This window comes from Mycoplasmopsis meleagridis, assembly GCF_900660695.1.
Lineage (GTDB): Bacteria > Bacillota_I > Bacilli_A > Mycoplasmatales > Metamycoplasmataceae > Mycoplasmopsis > Mycoplasmopsis meleagridis.
The window spans coordinates 309,000-333,998 of sequence record NZ_LR215042.1; the positions used below are offsets into that span (position 1 = coordinate 309,000).

Consider the following 24,999-nt stretch of genomic DNA (forward strand, 5'->3'; position numbering starts at 1 on the left):
TATGAAATTAAAAGCAGATAAACATTTAAATCATACTTGTAGCCATTTATTAGCTGCTGCAGTAGAAATGCTTTATGATGATGTAAAATTAGGCTTTGGCCCAGCTACTGAAGAAGGTTTTTATTATGATTTTGAATTTAAAAAACCTCTAAGTGTGGAAGAGTTAAATAAAATTGAAAAGTTAATGAAGAAATTAGCAGCAAGAAATTTAATAACTATTCAAATTCCTATAAGTGAATATGATTTTAGTAACAAACCTTATAAAAAAGAACTTTATGAGGAATTGAAAGCCAAAAATGAAGAAATAACTTTCTATGCTTTAAAAGATCCTTTGAAAAATGAAATTATTTTTAAAGATCTTTGCGCTGGAGGACATATTGAAAGTACTAAAAATTTAAAAAATTTTAAATTACTTTCTCTAGCTGGTGCTTATTGAAGAGGTAATAGCGATAATATTCAACTAACTAGAATTTATGGTACTGCCTGAGAAAATAAGGAACAATTAGATAATTTTCTTTCCTTATTAGAAGAAAGAAAAGAAAGAGATCATCGTAAAATTGGTAAAGAAATGCAAATTTTTGCTTTTAATTATTTAAGTGGACAAGGTTTTCCCATTTGACTTGAAAATGGAATGTATATTCACAATGAAATTAAAAATTTAGTTTTAAAAATGGATAAAAAATATGGCTTTAGCGAAGTTTTAACGCCCCATTTTGGTAACGAGGAACTTTATAAAATTAGCGGTCATTTAGAACATTATAAAGATGATATGTTTAGTCCTTTAATAGTTGAAAAAGAAAGATTAATTCCTCGTCCTATGACATGTCCTCATCACATTATTTGTTATAACTTAGAAAAAAGATCATATCGTGATTTACCAATTAGATATTCAGAACAAAGCCAACTTTATAGATATGAAAAATCAGGCGCTTTAACTGGTTTAGAAAGAGTTAGAGGCATGCTTTTAACTGAAGGGCATTTATTTGTTAGAGAAGATCAAATTGAAGAAGAAATTAAGTTAATGTATGAATTAATAAGTAAGATTTTAAAAATTTTTAAAATAGACATAAGTTATGTTTCTCTTTCTCTAAGAGATAAAAAGGATCAAACAAAATATTTTAATGACGAAAGAATGTGAAATTATGCTGAATCTATGCTAAAAAAAGCTTTAGATGATATGCAAGTTAAATATGAAATAGTAGAAGGTGAAGCTGCTTTTTATGGTCCCAAAATTGATATTCAAATCGATACGGCCTTAGGTCATGAAATTACCGTTTCAACAATTCAACTAGATTTTTTACAACCTAAAAATTTCAATATTTCTTTTATCAATAAAAATGGTCAAGAAGAAAGACCTGTTATGATTCACCGTGGTTTAATTGGTACTTACGAAAGATTTGTAGCTATTTTGCTAGAACAAACTAAAGGTAATTTACCGTTTTGATTAGCTCCAAGACAAATTAGTGTTATTCCCGTAAATAACGAGGAAAATTTACCTTATGCAAAAGAAGTTTTTGAAAAACTAATTGATAATAATTTTAGAGCTAAATTAGATTCTAGAAGTGAGAGATTAAATAAAAAAATAAGAGAAGCACAAATTAATAAAGTTAAATACCAAGTTATTTTAGGAGCGAATGAAACTAATACAAACACCATATCCTATCGCGAATATGGCAAAAACGAAACAATAAATACTACTTTAGAAAATTTCATAATTATGCTTAATAAAAGAAAATCAAACTATGAATAATAAAAAAATAGCTCAAGAGCAAAAAAGAAATCCTTATCAAGCTTTTTATAACTGATTATTTATTGCTATTTTTATTATCTTACCGCAAGCAATTTTATATATTATTGGAACAAAAGATTTAGGTCAAATATTAATAAAACCTTATTGATTAAACTTTTTTTTAACTTATCTAATAGGTTTAATAGCTCTATTAATAAATATTTTATTTATTTACTATAAATTTTTAACTCTAAGAATAGTTAATATAACAGTACCCATTTTATGTGTTTTTTGATTTTTAATTCCTACTTCTTATATTGAATCATACCCTTTATATGCTAGATTAATTACTGTGATTTTCATTACTCTTCTTTCAGCTTTAATAGTAAACATAATAGTAGGTAAAATTATTGACTATAGAGAAATAAAAAGCAGAAAAAATAAAAATCAAGAATAGTTATTCTTGATTTTTATTTAGCTATATTATCCAATAAATCAATAGTTTTAGCAACACCAGAGTTAATATTTTCTATAGATAAAAAGTTAGCTTCATTTTTAATTTCTTCTATAGCATTAGCCATTATTGCAAGTTTAAAGCCTTGTTCTTTAACACAAATATCATTCCCAGAATCGCCTATATGTCATGCTTCATCAACTTTTATATTTAGTAAATTACAAATGAATAAATTACCTATGCCTTTAGTAGAATTTTTATTTGTAATTTCTAAAGAAAGGCCCTTAGAAACAATATGTGTTCTTAAATTTGGGAATTTAGCTAATATTTCATTAGATAATTTTTTAGTAAGTTCTTTAGAATTTAAACCAAAAGCTAACATACGGTTAATATTTTGTTCTAAATTAGCCTCTTTATAACTTTTTTTAACAAATTCTTTTGCTCAAGGACGATCTAAAGTAACATTTTTTTCATTATTAGTATAAATTATTGGATCACCGTTAATTGTGTAATTTAAATTCTTTCGTTCTAAAAATTCTTTTAAAGATTTTGCAGTTTCATTTTCGATTAAATTATTCACTAAAATATTATTATCTCTATCAACTATTACGGCTCCATTTTGACAAACAATATACTTAGAATTAATTTCTCTAGCTAAATTTAATACGAATTCTGAATTAGATCTTCCTGTGGAAATAATAAAATTTCTCTCTTTATTAACTTCTTTAGCTTTTTCTAAATTAGCCTGTGAAACAGGCGAAAAAGTATTATCAATTTGATCTAAAAAAGTTCCGTCTAAATCAACAAAAAAGGCTTTAATTTTTTTATTCATAAAGGCAATTATAAACCAATAAAAGCAAAATTTTATTTTCTTCTTATTAATAAAAATTTTTTAAAAGACATAATTTTATGTTTAAAGTTATTGCAAAAGTTTATAATTTCGATGATATTTTTAAGGAGGAATAAATGTCTGCAATTAAACAAATAATCGCTAGAGAAATTTTAGATTCAAGAGGCAATCCTACTGTCCAAGTAGAATTGTGAACTGAAAATGGCGGCTATGGTATTGCTAATGTACCTTCAGGAGCTTCAACAGGTTCAAAAGAAGCATTAGAATTAAGAGATAAAGGAACTAAATATGAAAAGAATTGATTCGGTGGTAAGGGGGTAATGACTGCCGTTGATAATATCAACTTACATTTAGCACCTCAATTAATTGGCCTAGAATCATTGAACCAAAGAGAATTAGATAATTTATTAATTAAACTAGATGGTACTGCAAATAAAGATAAATATGGGGCGAATGCTTTGTTAGGTATTTCACTTGCTAATGCACATGCTTCAGCTAGCGAAATAGGTTTACCTCTTTATAGATATTTAGGAGGTGTAAATGCTTCTTTATTGCCTTTGCCAATGCTTAATGTTTTAAATGGTGGAGCTCATGCTTCTAATACAGTTGATTTTCAAGAATTTATGATTATGCCAGTTGGAGCAAAAACTTTCAAAGAAGCCTTACAAATGGCTAATCATGTTTTTCATAATTTAGCAAAAATTCTAAAAGCTAATGGTCATGGTACTCAAGTAGGTGATGAGGGCGGTTTTGCTCCCAATGCCAAAAGTCACGAAGAAGTTTTAGACTATCTAATTGAAGCAATAAAAAAAGCTAATTATGTTCCTGCTACTAAAGGCAATAAGGCAATTGCTATTGCAATAGATGCAGCTTCAAGTGAATTTTATGATGAAAGCAAAAAGCTTTATACATTTAAAAAACTTAAAAAGGCAATTGACGAAAAAAGAAATGGCTTTGAGAAGTTAAGTAACGTAAAATTAGAATTTACCAGTGCTGAATTACTAAAATACTATGAAAATTTAATTGCTAAATATCCAATTATTTCTATTGAAGATGGTTTTGCTGAAAACGATTGAAAAGGTTTTGAAAAATTTACAGCCGAATTTGGCGATAAAATCCAAATAGTAGGTGATGATTTAACTGTTACAAATCCAAAATTATTACAAAAAGCCATAGATAAAAAAGCAATGAATTCTATTTTAATCAAATTAAATCAAATTGGTACTCTAACTGAAACTATTGATGCTATTCAATTAGCTCAAGTTAATAATATGACAGCTATTGTTTCTCACAGATCAGGAGAAACTGAAGATTCAACAATAGCAGATTTAGCAGTTGCTTTAAATACTGGTCAAATTAAAACTGGTTCTCTTTCAAGAAGCGATAGAATTGCTAAATATAATAGATTATTACAAATTGAGGAAGAATTAGATTCTTCAGCACAATTTAAAGGTCTTAAATCTTTCTATAATATCAATAAATAAAAAGCATCATGCTTTTTATTTTTATTATTAGTACATATAAAAAAATTTACTTATTAATTTTCTTTTTTAATATAATTAGTAAGTAATTGCCGCCTTAGCTCAGTTGGTAGAGCAACTGACTTGTAATCAGTAGGTCGTAGGTTCGAGTCCTATAGGCGGCACCAGATGCTTAATTGGAATTAAAAGGTTCGAGTCCTTTTGTAAGCATATGCGCATGTGGTGGAATTGGCAGACACGCTAGATTTAGGCTCTAGTGCTTACGCGTGAGGGTTCAAATCCCTCCTTGCGCACCATATGTAATAACATCAAACTAGCTTAGGCTAGTTTTTTTAATTAACGAAACAAATAATAGAATAAACAGCAAAAATTCCGTATTTTTTCTGTTTATTAACTTTTTTCTTTTTATAAGTAATTAAGTAGTACAGGAGGAGAAAAATGGTACTTTATCGTATCGGTGAAATAATTTATAAAAACAATAATAATTTAATTTTTGAAAGTCAAGGAATAGGTTATAACTTCATTGTTCCTGATATAAAAAGATTTGAAGTAAAGACTAAATTAAAATTTTATGTCTATGAAATTAAAAATGAATACTATGAATCATCTTATGCATTTAAAGATTTTAAAGAAAGATTATTATTTATTGATTTAATTTCAGTTCCTGGAATAGGACCTAGAGCTTCATTCAATTTACTAAATAATGGCTGAGAAAATACAGCACTATTAATAGCAAAAGGTAATTATGAAGAATTAGCTAAAATTCAATACGTTAATAACAAATTGGCTAAAAATATTATTATGGAATTACAATCTAAATGATCTAAATTAGTCGATAATAATAAAGAAATTAGTAAAAACGCAAATAATAACAATAATTTGAATGAAGTTAAGGAAACTTTAAAAATGTTAGGTTTTAAAATAGCACAAATTGATAAAGTTATTCCTAACTTAACACCTAACAATGATGTAGAAATAATGGTTGAAGAAGCTATTAGACTAATTTCAAATTCTTATGATAAAACAGCAAATATTACGACCTAATAACTTTAATGAATTTATTGGACAAGAAAATTTAATTTTTACATTAAAGACCATGATTAAAGGATCTTTGTTTCGTAATGAAGTTCTTGATCATATACTTTTTTATGGCCCGCCTGGAACTGGAAAAACAACTTTAGCAACAATTATAGGCAATGAACTAAAGACTAAAATACATTACTTACAAGGTTCATTATTAGAGAAAAAAGCTGATATTTTGTCAGTTTTTTCGTCTCTTAATGAAAAAGATATTATTTTTATTGACGAAATCCATAGTATTAATAAAAATGTAGAAGAATTAATTTATTCTGCTATGGAAGATTACAAAATCGATATTATAATCGGACCAGAAGGAAACACTAAAGTAATGCGTATGAATTTAAAACCATTTACTTTAATTGGTGCAACAACTAAAATTAATTTACTTAGTCAGCCATTAAAAGATCGTTTTGGTCTAAAAGCTAAAATTAATTTATATGAAAATAAAGATATAGAAAAAATTTTAGGAATTGCACAAGATAAATTTCTAATTAAGGCCGAAAATAGTGCAATTAGTTTAATTGCTAGATATTCAAAACAAACTCCTAGAGTAGCTTTACATTTAATTAAAAGAGTTAATGATTTTGCTATTGCAAAAAATCAAGATATTTTAGATAATAAAATAGTTTACGAAACTTTTAAAAGATTAGAAATATATGATTTAGGTCTAAATAAAGACCACATAGAATATTTAGAAACGTTGAAAAATATTTTCGATTGCAATTATGCCTCGATAGATTCAATAGCAGCATTATTGAATTTTCAAAAAGAAAATTTAATTTACGAAATAGAACCTTTATTAATTAATCATAAATTAATCAGAAAAAGTCCTAGGGGAAGAATAATTACAACTAAAGGAATAGATTATTTATTAAATAATACTTTTATAAATAAGTTTTAAATATAATATTAAACAACAGGGGTGCTATATTTAATTAAATATGGCTGAGATTATACCTATAAGTAGATCAAGGTAATTCTTGCGTTACTTAGTTTTATTTTGTTTTATCCCTGTTTTGTGAGGATAAATGAACAAGAAAATATTTAACTTTTTTATAAAATTTTTATCTTTAATTCCAATATCTTTTTTGTCAGTTAGTTGTCAAAATACAAAAAATAATGAAAATTTTTCTTGAGATAATGAAATAACTATTTTTGTATCTCAATTAAATGATGGTTTTGCTAATACAGATAAAGAAAAAAATTTCTTAAATTTATTAGAAAATAGATTTAACAAAATAAAAAACGAAAATAGTCAAACTGCAAAATTTGAAAATGTTAAATTTAAAATAGGTGTGAACGAGCAAAAAGAATTACTTTTTGACGATTTAAAAGCTGGTAAAAAAAATGTAGATTTAGCTTTTATTAGTTATAGTCGTTTTGCTAATCATTATATAAATAACGTTGAATCATTTCCTTTAAAAATAATAGGTCAATCCTATGTACTACAATTTACGTGATCGAATGATAATGATGATAATATTCATTACATTAATGGATTAGAAGATGATCCATTAAGAAAAATGGCAGAGGAAGAAAATTTAAAACAATTTAAAGAACACGGAGAATACCCTTCATGGGTTAATAAGGAAAAAGAACTAGATTATAATAATTCTATATACAATGTTTTTTATAAAAAAAATGATTATACGCCTTTGTTACATGGAGCAATTCTTATTTCTGGAGATAAGAAAACTAGAAATCAAATAATAGAAGCATGAGATAATAAAAACTGAGATAAATTTCTCGAATTCGGCATAATTATAGGCGATTATGATAGTGGAACAAAATATAAATACCCATTAAGTATACTATCAAAACATTTTGGTATTAGTCTAGCAGAATTGGATAATATCTTTAAAGAAGATAATAAAAATATTTTAAAAGGTCAAAAAGCTAGAAATCAACTAGGCAAAGTTGATAGTAATGGCAATATTAAACATATTGCATTTGAAAATGAAGGCGTTTTCAATTGAACTAGATCAAATAATTTATATTTTAAACCTTATGGATATATCGAAAGTGAAGAAAATAATTATCAAAGTGAAATAAATAATGTTGTTAGATTATTAACTTTTACTAATCCTGCTCCTTATGATATATTAGTTGCAAGAAGTAATATTAATGATTATCAAAAAGATATATTAATTAAAGTATTTGATTCATTAACTAAAGAAGAAAATACTTTTGGAAATTATACAGGGTACAATAAAGTAAAAAGTATTAATTTTGAAACTTTTAAAAAATATGTAGAAATGCAAAACAATGCACAAAAACAATAACTTAATAGAGATAAAAGATTTAACTATCAAATATAAAAATAATAAAAATAATACTTTTGAAAATATAAATTTAAACATTGAAAAGGGCTCAATAGTCGCTTTTGTAGGAGAATCTGGAGTTGGAAAAACTTCTTTTTTCCATTCTCTGTTGAAAGATTTAGAAATAGTAAAAGGAAAAATAGAAATTTTCAATAAAAATATTTACGAATTAGATAAAAAAGAATGAAAAAAAATTTTGAAAAATATGTCTTATTTGAACCAAAATCCTATTCTTATTAATCATGAGAATGTTTTTAACAATATACTTAAAGCTAATATAATTTTTAAAAATAAATTTTGTTCTTTTTTTAGAATTCATCCTAAAAATATTAAATTAAAAATTTTTGAATTATTAGATAAATTAAATCTTATTGAAAAGGCTTTTACTATAGTGGATGAATTAAGTGGCGGACAAAAACAAAGAGTAGAAATAATTAAAGCTTTAATTAGAAATAGTGAAATACTTCTAGCTGACGAACCTACTGCTAATTTAGATTATTTTTCTTCAAGAGATGTAATAAATTTATTTTTAAAAATTAAACATGAATATAAAAAAACAATATTACTAAACATTCATGATTTAAGTTTGATAGATGAAAATTTTGATAAAGTAGTAGTTTTTAAAAATAAACAAATAAATGGTATTTTTGACAAAGAAAATATAGATATAGATGAGATTAAAAAATGTATTTAAAAATTAAACTGTTTTTACAAAAACACCTATTTTATAGATATATTAGTAAAAATAATGTTACATATTTAAAATCAAAAATATTATTAAAACATTTATTAATTATTTTGGCAATTTTTATTTTAATAACAACTATTTCTTTGTTAAATTTAAGTTTAAATATTAATGAATTTGGATTAAATGTATTTAAAAATAATTTGGTAAATATTTTTAAATTTAGTGAGAAAAGTTCATATATTTTAGGTAATGAAAATTCCAATTTATGAATTTTATCTATCAATTATTTATGAATTACTATCAAATATACATTAGTTGGTTCTTTTTTAGGTTTCATTATAGCATTAACAACTAGCTATATCACCAGTAAAAATAATTTAAAAAATTTTTTAAGAATTCCTTTTTCCATCATTATTATCTTTTTAAGATCTATTCCTGAACTAGTTTTTATAACTATATTTACTAACTCATTTAATAGTTATTTAGCAATAGTTTTAGTTTTCTTTTGATTCTCTTGATTATGGCTTCATAAATATTATTTAGAAATGTTTAATTCTCTTAACTATAAAGAAATATATCTTTTGAAAAAATTAGGCAATAATAACTTTAAAATTTTTTTTAATTATATTTGGCCAAGAATTAGCAATAGGATAATCGCACAATTTTTATATTCTTTTGAATCAAACATTAGATGATCATCAATATTAGCTACACTAGGGCTAGGAGGAATAGGGACACTAATTTATTATGGTTCCTACTCATCTTTTAGATTAAATGAATTAGGAATACCATTTGTTATTTTGTTCATTTTTATAGTTTTTTTAGAATTATTTAATTTTATTTTTTTAAATTTTATTTTGAGAAATAAATCTGCTTTTTATACACAAAAAAGATATTTAAATAGTGTTAATAAAACAAAATATATATGTAGTTGAAAATTTTATTTTAATTTGTTGCTTTTATTAATGCCATTGATATTAACAATTTACGTTTTAATAACAATTGACTATACTTCTTTAAATCTTTATTCATCCAAAAATATTTTTGTTTCTTTTTTCAATCCTGATTGATCAGTTTTTGATGCTCTATCAAAAGATATTAACTTGAATCCATTTTTACAAATACTACAAACTATTCTTTTTTCAACTTTTATAAGTTTGTTATCTTTAATATTAACAATTACTTTTCTTCCATTGTTTAGTAGATTGTTATTTAATAAATACTATGTTTTATTCAATAAGATAATAATGACGTTTTTAAGAATAATACCGGTAATAATTTTCTTTTTTATACTAAATACTTTATTTTTTTCGCCTTTAACTTTACTATTACTAATTTTAACTTTTCATCAAATAACAGTACTAACTAAGTTATTTAGCGAAATGATAGATAAATTTAATAAAAATGATTATCATAATTTAAAAATACAAGGATACAGTAAAAGCAAGATATACTTTTTATTTTTAATTCCTTCAATAAAACATGAATTAATTTCTATATTTATTTTTTATTTAGAAATTAATTTTAGAAATTTATTAACGTACAGTATTTATTCACAAAATGAATTAGTATTAGGTTCTAAAATTAGTTATTTTTTAAATGAAAAATTTTTAGATTTAAACAAAGCTTTTTCTTATGTATGAATATCAACTTTTACAATAATTTCTATTAATTTAATTAAATATCTAATTCATAATAGACTTAATAAAGTTAAATTATGGCCTTTAAAATTGATAAAAATTAACTTTTTCAATATTTAACTTTTATTTTATTAATCATTAATATTGATTATTTTTCTATAATAAAAAACATGAATAAATATGAGTTAGTTTCAAGCTATCAACCTGCCGGAGACCAGCCTAAAGCAATTAATGAATTAGTTAATAATATAAAAAATGGCGTCAAATATCAAGTTCTTGAAGGAATTACTGGTTCTGGAAAAACATTTACTATTGCAAATGTAATAAAAGAATTTAATAGACCAGTATTAGTTCTTTCGCATAATAAAACCTTAGCTTCTCAACTTTATACGGAATTAAAAGGATTTTTCCCAAATAATAAAGTTGAGTATTTTGTCTCATATTTTGACTATTATCGTCCAGAATACTATCACGTAGCTAGTGATTCTTATAGTGAAAAAGTTTCTCAAAATAATGCTGAATTAGATGCAATGAGAATGTCTTCTGTTAATTCCTTGTTAACAAGAAACGATACTATAATTGTTGCATCAGTTTCTGCTATTTATGGTGCTTTAAATCCTGAAGAATATCAAGATAATTTTTGAGAAATACATATAGGAATGAAAATAAAAAGAGAAGAATTTTTAAGAAGATTAATTATTCTTCAATATCAAAGAAATGAAATAGATTTAGGATGAGGAACATTTAGTTCAAAAGGCGATAACGTATTTATTAATTTTTCCTCAAATGAAAATTTTATTGTTAGAGTTGAATTTTTTGGAGATGAAATTGAAGATATAACTTTAATTGATCCTATTACTAAAAACCCTATAAAAAAGGTAGAAAAACAAATTATTTTTCCCGGACAAGCATATACTGTTTCTAGAGACATAATAAAAGAAGCTTGTGAAAAAATCTATCATGAAATGAAAGAAAGAATCAAATATTTTGAAAATAATAATCGTTTATTAGAAGCTCAGAGAATAAAAGAAAGAACCGAAAAAGATATTGATTCATTAGAAGAATTTGGCATTTGCTCTGGAATTGAAAATTATGCCTTATATATGGATAAAAGATTGCCAGGTCAAAGACCTTATACGTTATTAGATTATTTTAAAGATAAAAATCCTCTCTTGATAATTGATGAATCTCACATGATGATACCACAATTAGCAGCAATGTATCGCGGTGATCACGCAAGAAAAAAAACTTTAGTAGAATATGGTTTTAGATTGCCTAGCGCACTAGATAATAGACCCTTACAATTAGAGGAATTTGAAAAATATTTTGATTTTCAAACCATATATATATCAGCAACTCCCGCTGATTATGAATTAAATAAAACTGAAGGCGTAATTATACCTTTGTATGTTAGACCGACAGGTTTATTAGATCCAGTAATTGAAGTGAGAAAATCTGAAAATCAAGTTGAAAATATTTACGATGAAATTCAAAAACAAAAAATAAAAAATGAAAGAACATTAATTCTCACAACTACTAAAAGATTAGCAGAGGAATTAACTAGATATTTTTTAGAAAGAAATGAAAAAGTAGCCTATATTCATTCAGAACATAAAACTTTTGAAAGAAATAATATTTTAAGAAAACTAAGAACAGGAACTTATGATACTGTTATAGGAATAAATCTGCTTAGAGAAGGCATTGATCTTCCCGAAGTAAGTTTAATTATTGTTTTAGATGCAGATAAAGAAGGATTTTTAAGATCTACTAAGAGCTTAATACAAATAGCCGGTAGAGCAGCTAGAAATGCTAATGGTAGAGTTATATTTTATGCTGATAATTTAACTAATAGTATGAAAGAATGTATAGAAGATAATTTATACAAACGTAGTTTACAAATCTCATATAATAGAGAACATAATATTATTCCAAAAACAATTCAAAAACCAATTCCTGAGTTAATTAATGGTAATAATCAACTAATTAATAACGTTCAACAATTTTTAAATGCTAAAGATAAAAAAGAAAAAACAACCTTAACTAAAAAAGAATTAATAGCCGAACTAACTAAACAAATGCAAGAAGCTACTAGAGTTTTAGACTATGAAAAAGCTATTGAATTAAGAGATATGATTTTTGAATTAAGAGAAACTAAATAACCTATAAAAAAGGCTTATTAGTAAAATAGAATAAGAGGATATATGTCTAATAAAGATGAAATTAAAATAAAAGGTGCTAGAGAGAATAATTTGAAAAATATTTCTTTATCTATACCTAAAAATAAACTAGTAGTTTTCACAGGTCTTTCTGGAAGCGGTAAATCTTCTTTGGCTTTCAATACGATTTATGAAGAAGGACGCAGAAGATATATTGATAGTTTAGGAAGTTATGCAAGAATGTTTTTAGGAGGAACAAGTAAACCAGATGTAGATTCAATTGAAGGCTTAAGCCCTTCAATTTCTATTGAACAAAAAACAACACATAATAATCCAAGATCAACAGTAGGGACAGTAACTGAAATTTATGATTATTTTAGATTACTTTTCGCAAGAATTGGTATTCCCTATTGTTCTAATCATAAAATTCCTATTGCTACTCAAACTAATAAAGACATTATAAATACCATTTTCAAAATGAAAGAAGGAACAAAATTTTACATTCTTTCTCCTATTGTTGCTGGAGAAAAAGGTACATTTGCCAACTTGATTGAAAAATTAAGAAAAGATAATTTTATAAGAATTAAAGTAGATGGAGAAATTAAGAGATTAGACGATAACATAATTCTCGAAAAAAATATCAAGCATACAATAGATATAGTAGTTGATAGATTAGAGTTAAAAGAAGAAAATTATAATCGTATTGCTGAAGATATAGCATTAGGTCTTGAATATAGTAAAGGATTAATAAAAATTGAAACTTTAGAAGGTGAAGTAAAAACTTTTTCAAAATTACATTCGTGCATACATAAAGATTTTGAAATGCCAAATATAGAAACTAGACTTTTTTCTTTTAATTCTCCTTTTGGAATGTGCAACCATTGTAAGGGATTAGGAGTAGATTTAAAGGCCGACTTTGATGCTCTTGTACCAGAAAAATTTAAATCAATAAATCAAGGCGCTATTAAAATTTTTGAAAATACAGTAGGAACACAAAATTTAGAGTGACAAGAATTTGAAATATTGTGTAAATATTACAATATTGATTTAAACACTCCAATTGAGGATTTAAGTGAAAGAGAATTAGAAATAATTAAATATGGTTCGAAAGAAGAAATTGAATACGTTTTAATTTCTGTAAATGGTAATAAAACTAGAAGAAATAGATATATCGATGGTTTTTTAACAAAAGTAGAAAAACAATATATTGAAACTTCTAGTGAAAAAATTCGTGAATGATTAAAAAAATTCATGGGTACTTTCACTTGCAAATGATGCAAGGGTTCAAGATTAAATGATTATGCTTTAGCCGTTAAAATTAACGATTTTAATATTAACGATTTTGCAAAAATGAGTGTTAATGATGCTTTAATTAACTTGGAAAATCTCAATTTATCTGATGAGCAAAAAACTATATCTGCCTTAATTAAAAATGAATTAGTTAATCGCTTAACATTTTTAAATAACGTTGGATTAAATTATTTGACATTAAATAGAAATGCTGAAACTTTATCTGGTGGAGAAAGTCAGAGAATTAAATTAGCTACTCAAATAGGCTCTAATTTAACTGGTGTATTATATGTTTTAGATGAACCATCAATAGGATTGCATCAAAGAGATAATGACCGTTTAATCAAAGCACTAAAAAATATGGTTGATATAGGTAATACTTTAATAGTTGTCGAACATGATGAAGATACTATTAAATCAGCCGATTATATCGTAGATATAGGACCAAAAGCAGGTGTCCATGGAGGTGAGGTTGTAGCTAAAGGATCACTGAATGAAATAATAAAAGAAAAAAATTCTATTACTGGAAAATATTTAAGTGGCGAATTAAAAATAGAAATTCCTCATTCAAGAAGAAGTGGTAATGGCAAAGTTGTTGAAATTTTAGGAGCAGCTGAAAATAATTTAAAAAATATTGACGTTAAAATTCCTTTAGGTAAATTTATTGCAGTAACTGGTGTTAGTGGTTCTGGAAAGAGTACATTAGTTAATGAAATCCTTGTTCAAGGACTTAAAAAAATACAAACAAGAAATCCAATAGGAATTAAAGTAGGAAAATTTAAAAGTTTTAAAAATGCTTCGTTAATAGATAAAATCATTCCTATTAGTCAATCTCCAATAGGAAGAACTCCTCGTTCTAATCCTGCAACTTATACAAGTGTTTTTGATGATATTAGAGAAATTTTTGCTTCCGCAGAAGAAGCTAAATTAAGAGGTTATGCCAAATCAAGATTTTCTTTTAATATTCCTGGGGGAAGATGTGAAAAATGTCAAGGAGATGGCTCTATCAAAATAGAAATGCACTTTCTTCCTGATGTTTATATTACTTGTGATAGTTGTGATGGTGCTAGATATAATCGTGAAACATTAGAAATTAAATATCACAACCGTAACATTAATGATGTTTTAAATATGACTGTTGATGAAGCAATTGATTTTTTTGCTGCAAGAAACAACATTATTACTAAATTAAAAACATTACATGATGTAGGATTAGGTTACATCAAGTTAGGGCAATCTTCAACGACTTTATCGGGTGGAGAAGCTCAAAGAGTTAAATTGGCAACCTATTTACAAAAAAAGCCTACAGGAAAAACATTATTTGTTTTAGATGAACCAACTACAGGACTGCATTCATATGATGTAGCTAATTTGTTGGTAGTTTTAAATAGAATTGTTGATAACGGAGATACAGTTTTAGTCATTGAACATAATTTAGACGTTATAAAAACTGCCGATTATATTATCGATTTAGGACCTGAAGGAGGAATTGAAGGCGGTAAAATCATTGCTACTGGAACGCCTGAACAAGTAGCTTTAAATCAAAATAGTTATACCGGAATGTATCTTAACGAAATGCTTAGAAAAAAATAAAGTAACCACTTTATTTTTTTATTTTTTTATAACTCAAAAATATATACAAAACGTAACAATAATTTTTTACCTAATGTATATATTTTTATATCTTCCAAAAACTTAAATATACTCTAGTAACATACTTCACAACCGACTGTATCTTTTTACTATCTTCTTTTATGTTTTGATCCCGTTTTGAGTTTTTCAATATATCGACCAGCCTTATTAATTTACAAAAGTATCATCTTATAATATTTACTACACTTCTCTCATAATAGCTGTGTCCTCTTTTTCGTATATACATCACTCTAAGAGAAAACTAAGTCAAAGAATATCTATTGCACCCCCATAGATATTTCAACCCCCTAAAAGTAAAAAAGCCCCTTAAAATCAAAAAACTAGCTGTATTTCTAGCTAGATCATCATCGTTTCTATTTCATTTTTTATATTTTCTAAAGTCCTTTATTTTACATATCTTGGAAGGCATAAGGCGCAACTTTTTGCAGCATATTCGGTATAGTCATCTCTAGTTTCGTGACGTATTTGATACAATGAAACTTTTTATCTGAACTCTGAAACTATTCCTCTATACTCAGAAACTTTTTATATAGGCATAAAAAAGACGGTATTTCTACCGTCTAAAATTAATGTATTCAGTTCTAAAACTATGATTTATGCCTTAGATATTGGAATCCATAACTCCATTTTATAGTTAAAACTATACATATCACCTTCATAGTAGTATTCAAAGTCGGGTTTTCCTGAATGAACATATCCATGCTCAGGAAAAAATACTTCCATTACATATTTCCAACCATTATGAATACACTCCGGAACACTTCCTTTTAACTCTACAATGACATATTCTGTTTCATCCACTTCCAAAATATCTAATCCCATACTTTTTGCTTATATTATTTGCCTCTTTGGCAATAAGACTATTAAATTTCTTCTCTGAATAATTTTTTCTATTAAGCATTTCTTCTGCTATTTCCTTTGGCTTTTTATAATCCAAAACAATGGAGATAACTATTTCGACAAGCTCTCTTTTTAGATGTTTTCTGATGAGGCTACAAATTCTCTCGTATTAAAAACTGTTAATATAATCTTCTGTCGGATCGTAAAACCTAAATAGTCTAAGATATTAAAAGAATCATCTTTTTCACTTGCACAGATATATCCCGCTGTACCATCCATTTTTCTTTTCTTAGGCGTTGGATCGATATGCCTTGTTTCACGATGGTAAATGTTATATTCGGGACGGTTATATTCTTTGTTTATTTTTTCTTGAACTTTTTCTTTAATTTCTTCTTCCATCTGGTCATCTAAGATATCGATGTTTAACCAGTTTTTGATTTCTTCTAGTTCTAAATCGAACTCCATGAACTCATTTTCAACTCTGTATTGGATTTTCATAAAAATCCCATCTCCTTTCTGTCTGTTGCAGTAAGGGGACGGTATACAAAAAGAGCCGATACTATGTGAAGTACCGACTCTTTGCCTAGAATTAGGTATAGGAAAATAGAGGTACTTCACACAGCACCCCACAGATAAAACTGTGAGTGCCATATGATGTATCCCATCGCCCTATAGCTAATCAGGCTTTGAAATATATTTTTTTGTTAAGGCTGATTCTTCAAATCAGTCGCTGTTTAAGGATTATTTTTTATAGTGGTTACTTTCCACTCTTTTTTGTTTGTGCTAATGCACTTGCTGCTACAGATTTTGATAATTTGCTGTAGCGTCCATCTCGAAGTATTTTGCTTGCTTTGGAAGCAACTGACTTTGAAGTCTGTTTTAAATTCTTTGCCATGTTTTTTACCTCTTTTCTATTTAATTTCAAAGCAAAAATCTTTAATGCGAATTTCTGCTTTTCCAAAAATACTGCAAAATAATATAATGTTTAAAAATAAATGCAGTTTTTCCTAGTGGTTAAATTTTATAATGAGTAAATTTTTTACTGGTATCAGTTTGGTTAAACTTGGTTATTCGTGGTTAAAAGGTGGTGAATGCTTTGGAATTTAAGATATTTTTTCAAATATTAAAAAATAGAATCAGTGATGGCGAGGACGTCCCAAGCTTCATGCGTTATTTGATTTCTTCAATAACTGAATTAAGTGAATCGGATTGGGGTGCGCCCAAAGATCCTACTGATAGAGTGAAAGAGTCTACTTTAAGAAATTATTCCAAAAGCAACCTTTCCAAAAAGATGGCTCAAAGCATTGTTTACCGACTAAATAAAGATGATTTCATTACTGAAATTGATAGTAAACCTAAGGATGCACTAAAGTTACTAGCTGATGATATTCGACCTTATAACCCATCTGTTTCACCTTCAAATGTTAATGAAGTTGTAGCTGATATTTTTATTGACATTATTAGAACTTCAGCCGGATTGACTTCTCAAGACAAACTTGAAGCTCAAAAACAGTTGGCCAGTTCGACTGGTTATAAAAACAAGTATGGAAAATACCTATTAAAAGAATGTGATAACCACTGTGCAATGCCCGGTTGTGGAAAAATATTATATGTTTCAAATAAACAAGACATTAATGACGTATATGAAGTTATCCTTATTGATAAAACTAAAGATAACAATATTAAAAACCTCATTGCGCTGTGTCCTCAGTGCTTTGCAACTTATCAAATGGATAACTCTTCCAAAACAAAAAACTTATTGAAAAGAATAAAAAATCCTTGTCCATTCATATGGAAGATATGCTAGAACTCAGCGATCTTACATTAGAACAAGGATTGATTGAAGTTATTTCAAAATTAAGTAAATTAAAGAATCACGATTTGACAAATTTCACAATGGAGCCAAAACAAATTAGCCAGAAAATCGATCCGGATGAAAATCTCATTTTATATAACGATATCAATATGGCTGTAACCACGTATTTCCTAAAGATAAAAGAGATTTTTATAGATCTTGATAAAAGTAAAGTCATTGATTACGAAGAGTTGCAGTGTCAAATAAGGTCTGCATACAAAAAATTAAATAAACAAAAACGTAGTGCTTCAGATATTTTTAATGACCTATCTGAAAAAATACATAAAGTAACGCTAGGTGACATTAGATGCTGTCAGCTTATCGTGTGTTACTTTATACAGAGCTGTGAGGTGTTTGATGCAATTACCTAATAAATTATATCCATATAGCAAAAGCACCCTAGCGTTAATCCCTAGAGTGCTCCAAGAAATTGAAAAAGGTAATAATAATGTAGTAGAGATTTTCCATGTACTTAATTACGAGTTAGAAAATCCCACAGATTTTTTATCCGTAATGGATTGTCTTTATGCCTTAAATGCTATTGAAATGTCCGATGAAGGTGAGGTGAAAAAATGCTTGTAGAAATCTACTCTCCTGTTTTTAGGAAAAATAGAACTATACGTCCACCGATAAGATTTAATCTTGGATTAAATGTTATTCAAGGAACAGATCAAGCTTCAAACTCCATAGGAAAATCCTCCGCACTATTAGCTATAGACTTTGTATTTGGTGGTGATACTTATCTAGATAGTGATGGTGTTAGAAATATTGGAAACCACACTATATATTCATGTTTTGAATTTGATAAAAAATATTACTTCGGAAGATCCACTGCAGATCCAGACCTAATCAAAATCTGCAATTATGATTATTCTGAAAAAAATAAAACCTTAACTAAATCAGAGTTTCTCAATTGGCTAAAGGAAAAATATTCAATCGATCAAACAAATCTTTCCTTCCGTCAGTTGATAAGTACCTATTTTAGAATATATGGGAAAAATAACCTACAAGAAAAATTTCCATTACAAGGGTATCAAGGTCAAAATACAAGAGATTCCATAAAGGTTCTAATAAGCCTTTTTAATTACTATAAAAAAATTGAACTCTACCAAAGTAGATTTGATTTGGAAAGTGATAAACTAAAAACCTATAAAAGCGCTAGAAAGTATGATTTTATTTCAAGCCTAGTTGGTGGAAAAAATCAATATGAGGAAAATCTTCAAAAAATAGCAGACTTAAAGGCCACCTTAGATTCTTTAACAGATACAAACACTGAAGCTATTACACAGGAAGAAATCGAAGAATCTAAAAGGCATGAAGCACTAAAGGAAGAAAAATATAATCTTGAAGTAAAACTATCTAGACTAAAGCGTAGAGTTAACCTTATAAATGTCAGTTTAGAGTATGGTCTGATGCCTACAGAAGCAGACTTAGAAGCTTTAACGGAATATTTCCCTAATACTGATATTAAAAAAATATATGAAGTTGAAAACTATCATAAAAAGCTCTCAAACATTTTAAATACTGAAATTGAAAAAGAAAAAGAGCAGATTGCTGTGGAAATCAAAGAGCTTAGTAATACCATTGATAGCATAATAAATGAGATGTCTAAACTTAAAATTAAAAACACTTTCTCAAAAGAGTTTTTAAATAGACACTCTGCACTTCAATTCCAAATATCGGCTCTGGAAAACCAAAATAAGGTTTATTTAGAAGAAACCGAACTAGCTACATCTAAAGCTGATGCAAAAAATAGGTTAGAAAAAAATATAGAATCTATCCTCTCAAATATTGCATTTAGGCTAAATGAGAAAATGCAAGAATTCAACAGCAAATTGTATGAAGAGAAAAGAAATGCTCCAACTATAGCTTTAAAAAATTACAATAACTATAATTTTTCTACACCAAAGGATACTGGTACAGGTACAAACTTTAAGGGTATGATACTTTTAGATTTAGCAATATTATATTTATCATCATTACCGGCCCTTGCTCATGATTCCTTACTCTTTAAAAATATAGATGATGAGGGTATTGATGGAATAATAAAACTATATACAGCTACCAAGCAATTAGGAAAACAAGTATTCATAGCCTTTGATAAACAAAGTTCATATAGTAAAGAAACCTACTCTATTTTACAAGAAAACAGGGTTCTTCAATTAGATGAGCGTGGAGGTGAATTATATGGAAAATCATGGAACAGAGAGGTCAACAATGAAACTCAGCTATAAACAAGTTATGGAAGTTATTAATAAAGGCCTTACAAAGACAAAGATATGTGAAATGTCCGGAATCAGTTCATCTTCAATGACTAAATTAACTAAGTGTGACAATGTTACAACTGATGTTTTGATTAAAATATGTAAAGTTTTAGACTGCGATATAAGTGATATCGCATAGATTTTGAAGGAGTAAAATAATACTTTTTTATTTTTGTTCCTGTATATACAGAAACACAGTTTTTTAACTATCTAACTTGAATACCTTTCTATAAAGGTTACAATTAAATTTACAAATGAAAGTAGGTGTAAACATGAAACTTGATAGTATAACTAGCATTTATAATATGGGTGATACTTCAATTCGTGTAAAGCAAACTGTCGAAATAAATTAAAATCATTTTAAGAGTATTAGATAAATTCATGTCTAATTCTGTAAAATGGAATAAAAATGTAAATCTTCAAGAAAATTTTTATAAAACCTTCTTAAACGAAATTGTAAGATTAGAAAGTGAAGAAGGAATTGAACTTTTTAAAGACTTTAAGAGAAGCAAACATTATAAACTCCCAAGTTCTGGAAAAGTAGGTTTTAGAGGAAGAACTTTAACAAACCCCCTTGTTAAGATTGGACTAATTAATTCTGCTAGAAAACTTTCATCTTTAGGTAATAATTATCTTGACTCTAAACTGAAACCGGCAGACGAAATAGAAAAGATATTAGATTTAGACAAAGATAATCTTTTATACTTTAGACAGTTTATGAAATTACGTATATATGAGCATAATAGCGATAATTATTTTTATAATTATCGATTTGCAATTAAGTTCCTATCAAAATATGATGATGTTCCACAAAATAATCTGCTTGCAATTCTAGAATCAATAAAACCCTGTCTATCCAACGACGAACTCGAGGAAATTATTTCTAAATATTCCCAAGTTCAAAATGGAAATGTTTCATTTGATGAATTCTTTTCTTCTACTTTTTCAAGATATATGATTTCAGAGGAAAAAATTTTAGAAGCAAAAGATATGTTCAACAATAAACAATTCTCTGATGAAAATTTTGCAAAATTATTTTCAAATAGAGATAGTAAAAAAACCTCATTACTATATAAAGATTTTGTGCTATTTTTGATAGAAGCACAAGATAATCCAGAAAATAATGATGTCATTCCCCATTTATATAAACTTTCAAGAAATAGTAAAATAAAAAAGGCTTTTGGAGCTGGAAAAATACCAATCAAAATTTCAAAAAATGATACTACAAAAACCTTTTTAAAAAATAATTCAGGCAACCCTTTGTTAGGTAATGATCATTATGGTAAATATCTTCAATTTCTTTTCAGCAAGAATAATGATTTAATTCATGAATATTCTGATATGGGTAGGCGAGCTTTCCAAGTGACTGGCTTGATTAGTTTTAATAATGGGCTTGCAAATCTTAATAATAAATGGATCATTTCTCCTCTTTTAGAAATACTAGGGGATAAGTTTTCTCTATCAGGAAATGACTCATATTTTGAATATGAAGAAAATGACGATAGTTTTTGGTTTTCAGATACTACTCTAACCGAAATTTTTTCAATAACAAATAATGAAATTGAAAAATTGTTTGCTATTATCGGAAAGAATTTTAATACAAAAAACATCTCCGAAATTTCAAAGTTAATTGAAGATAAACAAGAAAATGAGTTTAGAGAATTTGTAGAAAAAACTTTCCCAAAAGAAAAAATAATAACAATTCTTAATAATATTATTGTTAGAAATGATGACGAGGTATTCAACGAAGTAACTGATAACGCCACTATACCAACAATATATGAATATATCCTAACAATAGCGTGGTATCACATCTCTAAAAATAAATCATTCAAATTGTTAGATACATTTCAAGTCTCTTTAGACGGTAACAAGCTGCCTTTAACTCACAGAGGTAGCGGTGCTGGTGACATTGAAATCAAGTCTGATGATTACTCTTTACTTATTGAAGCTACACTTATGAACATGAATGCTCAAAAACGTGGGGAGTTAGAACCTGTAATAAGACATTCCACTAACTTTGCAGTCGATAATCATCCAACAAAGACTCAGACTATTTTCATCGCTAATGAACTTGATGATAACGTATTGAATATTTTTAGAGCAATGCAATTTGTACAGCTGAACAGCACTTACAATAGTAATATTTCAATAAGTGGATTGAACATATTTGCATTATCTACTAAAGAAATAGTAGATATACTAAAAAAAGAAATATGTGATATTGAGATTTTAGAAAAAATAAACTCGAATCTTAATTCCTCCCCTGCTTACATTAACAATGATTGGAGAAATAATATTTTATTCGATATTTTCAAATAATCTCAAGTAATGTAACTAGTCTTTGAAAATAAAAATATCAACCCCCCTCTTCAAATATGATATGTCCCCCTTTTACTGGTTTACTCAGTAAAAGGGGGACATATCAATGTCAAATATTATCTGAGGAATTTATCAATAATTCGTTATTAAAACCTCTTTTGTTTTAGAGGAGCTAGCTGCAGATTGGTAATTTGAATTATTATAATTATGGTTTAAATAGTGAATTGTGTATTTTTTAGCCCAATCTTCAAGTAGTTTATTTTTTCTTCCATTATGTTCTAGTACATTTGAAAGAGCAAATTTAATACCCTTTTTATTTAAATTATCCAAACAAGCCAACAAATCTATTTCATCTAATTCAGTCCACCCACCATTTTCATTATAAGTGGCAGTTGAAATTAAATAAGGAGGATCCAGATAAACAAAATCATTTATTTTATCTATCTCTTTTAGTAAATCTCTAAAATCTTTATTCATAAAAACAATATTTCTTTTAGTAACAGTATTCTTGAAGTCTATCAATTTCTGTTCCATTTTTAAGTTGAAATCTCTTTTTCCAACTGGTGTATTATAAAGCCCTGAATTATTGAATCTAATTTGATTATTGAATGCATAAACTAATAACGTGTAAAAAACTAAATTCTCATTATCTTTTATATTTCCTTCATTGTAATCTTTTCTTAACTGTAAATAAGATTTTTCATTTACGCTCTTTAGTCCAATAGATGAATTAACGTTATAATAACTATATCCATATTTTTTTGTATTAGATAACTTATATCTAGTGATTAATTTCTCGACACCTTCTATTACCTTATAAATATCTTCCGTATCTAAATATTTTAATAAGTTGACAATATGTTCATCAATGTCATTAATAACAACCTTATTAGCTTCTATATTTATAGCTACATTTGCTCCTCCAGAAAAAACATCATAAAAAGTGTCTATTTTCCTAGGAAATAAAGGTAATATCTGTTTTAATAATTTATATTTTCCTCCGGAATAATTGATTGGAGACTTAACATATTTTTTTTCATTTATTGTACATAAATACAATAATTCTTTATGATTCTTAATATTAGTTTTTCCCGTTGTAAACACCTTAAATGACGTTTCGAATATCTTTACATCCCCTCTTTTCTGAAGCGATGAAATTATCTCATCATTTGAAATTTTGGCATTAGAACGTCCATTACCTTTTTTCGCCATATTATTGTACGAAACTAAAATATATTTTGCGTTAATATTTTCAATAAGATCATCAAATGCTTTTGGCGCTAAGTTTGTTGAATAGGCTGATTTTATATTTTCTCTATTAACCATCTTTCTAGCAACACCTATGACTTCCGGTTTTTCCCAGTTTACTATATTCTCTAATAAATGATAAGCATCTCCATATTGTCTAGAATTATAGGGAGTATCTATGTAAACTAAATCAGCATAAATTTTTCTCACTAATTCATTTGCATCTTCACAATATATTGAATTGTTTTTATTTGCCTCTAAATGTGGAACTTTTAAAAGCAAAGGTTGATATGAATCCATTTTCTTTCTATAGGCATCATAATGTCCAACGGTATTAGCTACCTTATCCATAGCATAAATTAATGATGTTAATAGAATAGATTTTTCTCTATCGTTAATATCTACTGTTTCAATTTTTTCTCTTATATAACCAATTTTTCTAGCATTATCCAATGAAAAATACTTATTACCAAAATTAATTGAAACATAATTGTCTTCTGAGGGTTTAGATAAATTAAATTCTCTAATTAACTTTTTAATTTTATCCATATCTACAAAATCATCACTAAACCAAGTTTTATATACCACAAGATTTGAAGTCAATATATCATTTACAATAATTTTTTTTCCACTCTTTTTAAAATAGTCAGCTACAACTCCAGTACCAGCAAAAATATCTGCAACACTTTCTACTCCACACGTATATTTTGCTACTATTTCTCCAATAAAATCCAATAGTTTTTGCTTAGATCCCAAATATCTTCGATTCGAAATTAACAATTCTTCATCTTCTGAGTAAGTTTCGCACATATCGATTTTATTATATTTCTTTTCAATAACATTCCTTAAATTAACTTCATCTTCTATAGACCATGTAAACCAATTTCTAAAACTTTTACTCGGTGCTTTCAATAACCCTGTAGATATCCAATTGTGAATTGTTTGTCGTGTTATACCATATTCTGCTTCAATTTGTCTTGTTGTCTTATATTTTTGAGAGCACAAATTAAACCTACAAATTTTCATATATATGCATCTAATTACTTTACAAGTATTATACCATATGTTCCAGTAGAGTATCTACAATTTTTATTCCCAATTCATGACTAGTTTGTTGCTTCAATTTTA

General features: G+C 26.9%; 21 protein-coding genes and 2 tRNA genes. 18 read left to right on the forward strand and 5 right to left on the reverse strand.

Annotated features, from left to right (window positions below):
• Position 1: 1 nt before the first annotated feature.
• Together thrS and EXC33_RS01370 are read left to right on the forward strand one after the other, a co-directional pair.
• The gene (gene thrS / locus EXC33_RS01365; RefSeq protein WP_046096767.1) at positions 2 to 1,750 is read left to right on the forward strand and encodes a threonine--tRNA ligase; all 1,749 of its coding nucleotides are present in this window, start codon (positions 2 to 4) and stop codon (positions 1,748 to 1,750) included.
• Positions 1,743 to 2,186 carry an MAG3450 family membrane protein gene (locus tag EXC33_RS01370; protein ID WP_046096768.1) on the forward strand — a complete coding sequence of 148 codons (444 nt, stop codon included), beginning with the start codon at positions 1,743 to 1,745 and terminating at the stop codon, positions 2,184 to 2,186. Before thrS ends, EXC33_RS01370 begins: the two co-directional genes overlap by 8 nt.
• Positions 2,187 to 2,199: 13 nt before the next feature.
• Here EXC33_RS01370 and EXC33_RS01375 read toward each other — a convergent pair whose 3' ends face one another.
• Positions 2,200 to 3,015 carry an HAD-IIB family hydrolase gene (locus tag EXC33_RS01375; RefSeq protein ID WP_046096769.1) on the reverse strand — a complete coding sequence of 272 codons (816 nt, stop codon included), beginning with the start codon at positions 3,013 to 3,015 and terminating at the stop codon, positions 2,200 to 2,202.
• A gap of 134 nt (positions 3,016 to 3,149) precedes the next feature.
• On the opposite strand from EXC33_RS01375, the gene eno reads away from it, so the two are divergent.
• The 10 genes from eno (at position 3,150) to uvrA (ending at position 15,282) form a co-directional block, all read left to right on the forward strand.
• Positions 3,150 to 4,517 (forward strand): phosphopyruvate hydratase, encoded by a 1,368-nt coding sequence (eno, locus tag EXC33_RS01380; RefSeq protein ID WP_046096770.1) that lies wholly within the window; start codon positions 3,150 to 3,152, stop codon positions 4,515 to 4,517.
• Between the two features lie 88 nt (positions 4,518 to 4,605).
• A tRNA-Thr gene (locus EXC33_RS01385) sits at positions 4,606 to 4,681 on the forward strand.
• A 46-nt stretch (positions 4,682 to 4,727) separates the two neighbouring features.
• A tRNA-Leu gene (locus EXC33_RS01390) sits at positions 4,728 to 4,810 on the forward strand.
• A 142-nt stretch (positions 4,811 to 4,952) separates the two neighbouring features.
• Complete coding sequence (ruvA, locus tag EXC33_RS01395) at positions 4,953 to 5,558, forward strand: Holliday junction branch migration protein RuvA (protein WP_046096771.1); 606 nt, start codon at positions 4,953 to 4,955, stop codon at positions 5,556 to 5,558.
• Positions 5,533 to 6,495, forward strand: a complete 963-nt coding sequence (gene ruvB / locus EXC33_RS01400) for a Holliday junction branch migration DNA helicase RuvB (protein WP_129727305.1) — start codon at positions 5,533 to 5,535, stop codon at positions 6,493 to 6,495. Before ruvA ends, ruvB begins: the two co-directional genes overlap by 26 nt.
• A 127-nt stretch (positions 6,496 to 6,622) precedes the next feature.
• On the forward strand, positions 6,623 to 7,876 hold the full coding sequence (cypl, locus tag EXC33_RS01405) for an ABC transporter thiamine pyrophosphate-binding lipoprotein p37/Cypl (RefSeq protein WP_046096773.1): 1,254 nt from the start codon (positions 6,623 to 6,625) through the stop codon (positions 7,874 to 7,876).
• Positions 7,860 to 8,609, forward strand: a complete 750-nt coding sequence (locus EXC33_RS01410) for an ATP-binding cassette domain-containing protein (protein WP_063725439.1) — start codon at positions 7,860 to 7,862, stop codon at positions 8,607 to 8,609. The genes cypl and EXC33_RS01410 overlap by 17 nt, the downstream gene beginning before the upstream one ends.
• Complete coding sequence (locus tag EXC33_RS01415) at positions 8,600 to 10,363, forward strand: ABC transporter permease subunit (protein WP_052716979.1); 1,764 nt, start codon at positions 8,600 to 8,602, stop codon at positions 10,361 to 10,363. The genes EXC33_RS01410 and EXC33_RS01415 overlap by 10 nt, the downstream gene beginning before the upstream one ends.
• A gap of 50 nt (positions 10,364 to 10,413) precedes the next feature.
• On the forward strand, positions 10,414 to 12,402 hold the full coding sequence (gene uvrB / locus EXC33_RS01420; RefSeq protein WP_046096775.1) for an excinuclease ABC subunit UvrB: 1,989 nt from the start codon (positions 10,414 to 10,416) through the stop codon (positions 12,400 to 12,402).
• A 42-nt stretch (positions 12,403 to 12,444) separates the two neighbouring features.
• Positions 12,445 to 15,282: an excinuclease ABC subunit UvrA gene (gene uvrA / locus EXC33_RS01425; protein WP_046096776.1), complete on the forward strand. Its 2,838-nt coding sequence runs from the start codon at positions 12,445 to 12,447 to the stop codon at positions 15,280 to 15,282.
• 654 nt (positions 15,283 to 15,936) lie between these two features.
• Here the strand turns inward: uvrA and EXC33_RS01430 are convergent.
• The 3 genes from EXC33_RS01430 to EXC33_RS02795 all read right to left on the reverse strand — a co-directional run bounded on the left by EXC33_RS01430 (position 15,937) and on the right by EXC33_RS02795 (position 17,143).
• Positions 15,937 to 16,164, reverse strand: coding sequence for a GyrI-like domain-containing protein (locus tag EXC33_RS01430; RefSeq protein ID WP_046096777.1), 228 nt, complete (start codon positions 16,162 to 16,164; stop codon positions 15,937 to 15,939).
• Between the two features lie 150 nt (positions 16,165 to 16,314).
• Entirely contained in the window at positions 16,315 to 16,680 is a 366-nt protein-coding gene (locus EXC33_RS01435) for a hypothetical protein (protein ID WP_046096778.1), read from the reverse strand.
• A 259-nt stretch (positions 16,681 to 16,939) separates the two neighbouring features.
• Positions 16,940 to 17,143, reverse strand: a complete 204-nt coding sequence (locus EXC33_RS02795) for a hypothetical protein (protein WP_152640294.1) — start codon at positions 17,141 to 17,143, stop codon at positions 16,940 to 16,942.
• Positions 17,144 to 17,269: 126 nt separating this feature from the next.
• Here EXC33_RS02795 and EXC33_RS02810 point away from each other — a divergent pair, with 126 nt between their 5' ends.
• From EXC33_RS02810 to EXC33_RS01460, 6 genes are all read left to right on the forward strand, one after another.
• Positions 17,270 to 17,989, forward strand: a complete 720-nt coding sequence (locus EXC33_RS02810; protein WP_220096530.1) for a hypothetical protein — start codon at positions 17,270 to 17,272, stop codon at positions 17,987 to 17,989.
• The gene (locus EXC33_RS02815) at positions 17,983 to 18,408 is read left to right on the forward strand and encodes an ABC-three component system protein (protein ID WP_201058027.1); all 426 of its coding nucleotides are present in this window, start codon (positions 17,983 to 17,985) and stop codon (positions 18,406 to 18,408) included. Before EXC33_RS02810 ends, EXC33_RS02815 begins: the two co-directional genes overlap by 7 nt.
• On the forward strand, positions 18,395 to 18,619 hold the full coding sequence (locus EXC33_RS01445) for an ABC-three component system middle component 7 (protein ID WP_046096779.1): 225 nt from the start codon (positions 18,395 to 18,397) through the stop codon (positions 18,617 to 18,619). Before EXC33_RS02815 ends, EXC33_RS01445 begins: the two co-directional genes overlap by 14 nt.
• Positions 18,610 to 20,271: a DUF2326 domain-containing protein gene (locus tag EXC33_RS01450; protein ID WP_046096780.1), complete on the forward strand. Its 1,662-nt coding sequence runs from the start codon at positions 18,610 to 18,612 to the stop codon at positions 20,269 to 20,271. Before EXC33_RS01445 ends, EXC33_RS01450 begins: the two co-directional genes overlap by 10 nt.
• A gap of 7 nt (positions 20,272 to 20,278) precedes the next feature.
• Positions 20,279 to 20,440, forward strand: coding sequence for a helix-turn-helix domain-containing protein (locus tag EXC33_RS02850; protein WP_223211581.1), 162 nt, complete (start codon positions 20,279 to 20,281; stop codon positions 20,438 to 20,440).
• Between the two features lie 242 nt (positions 20,441 to 20,682).
• Positions 20,683 to 22,623, forward strand: a complete 1,941-nt coding sequence (locus EXC33_RS01460) for an AlwI family type II restriction endonuclease (RefSeq protein WP_052716983.1) — start codon at positions 20,683 to 20,685, stop codon at positions 22,621 to 22,623.
• A gap of 129 nt (positions 22,624 to 22,752) precedes the next feature.
• On the opposite strand, the gene EXC33_RS01465 is transcribed toward EXC33_RS01460, so the two are convergent.
• Positions 22,753 to 24,897, reverse strand: coding sequence for a Dam family site-specific DNA-(adenine-N6)-methyltransferase (locus tag EXC33_RS01465; protein WP_046096782.1), 2,145 nt, complete (start codon positions 24,895 to 24,897; stop codon positions 22,753 to 22,755).
• Between the last annotated feature and the right edge of the window lie 102 nt (positions 24,898 to 24,999).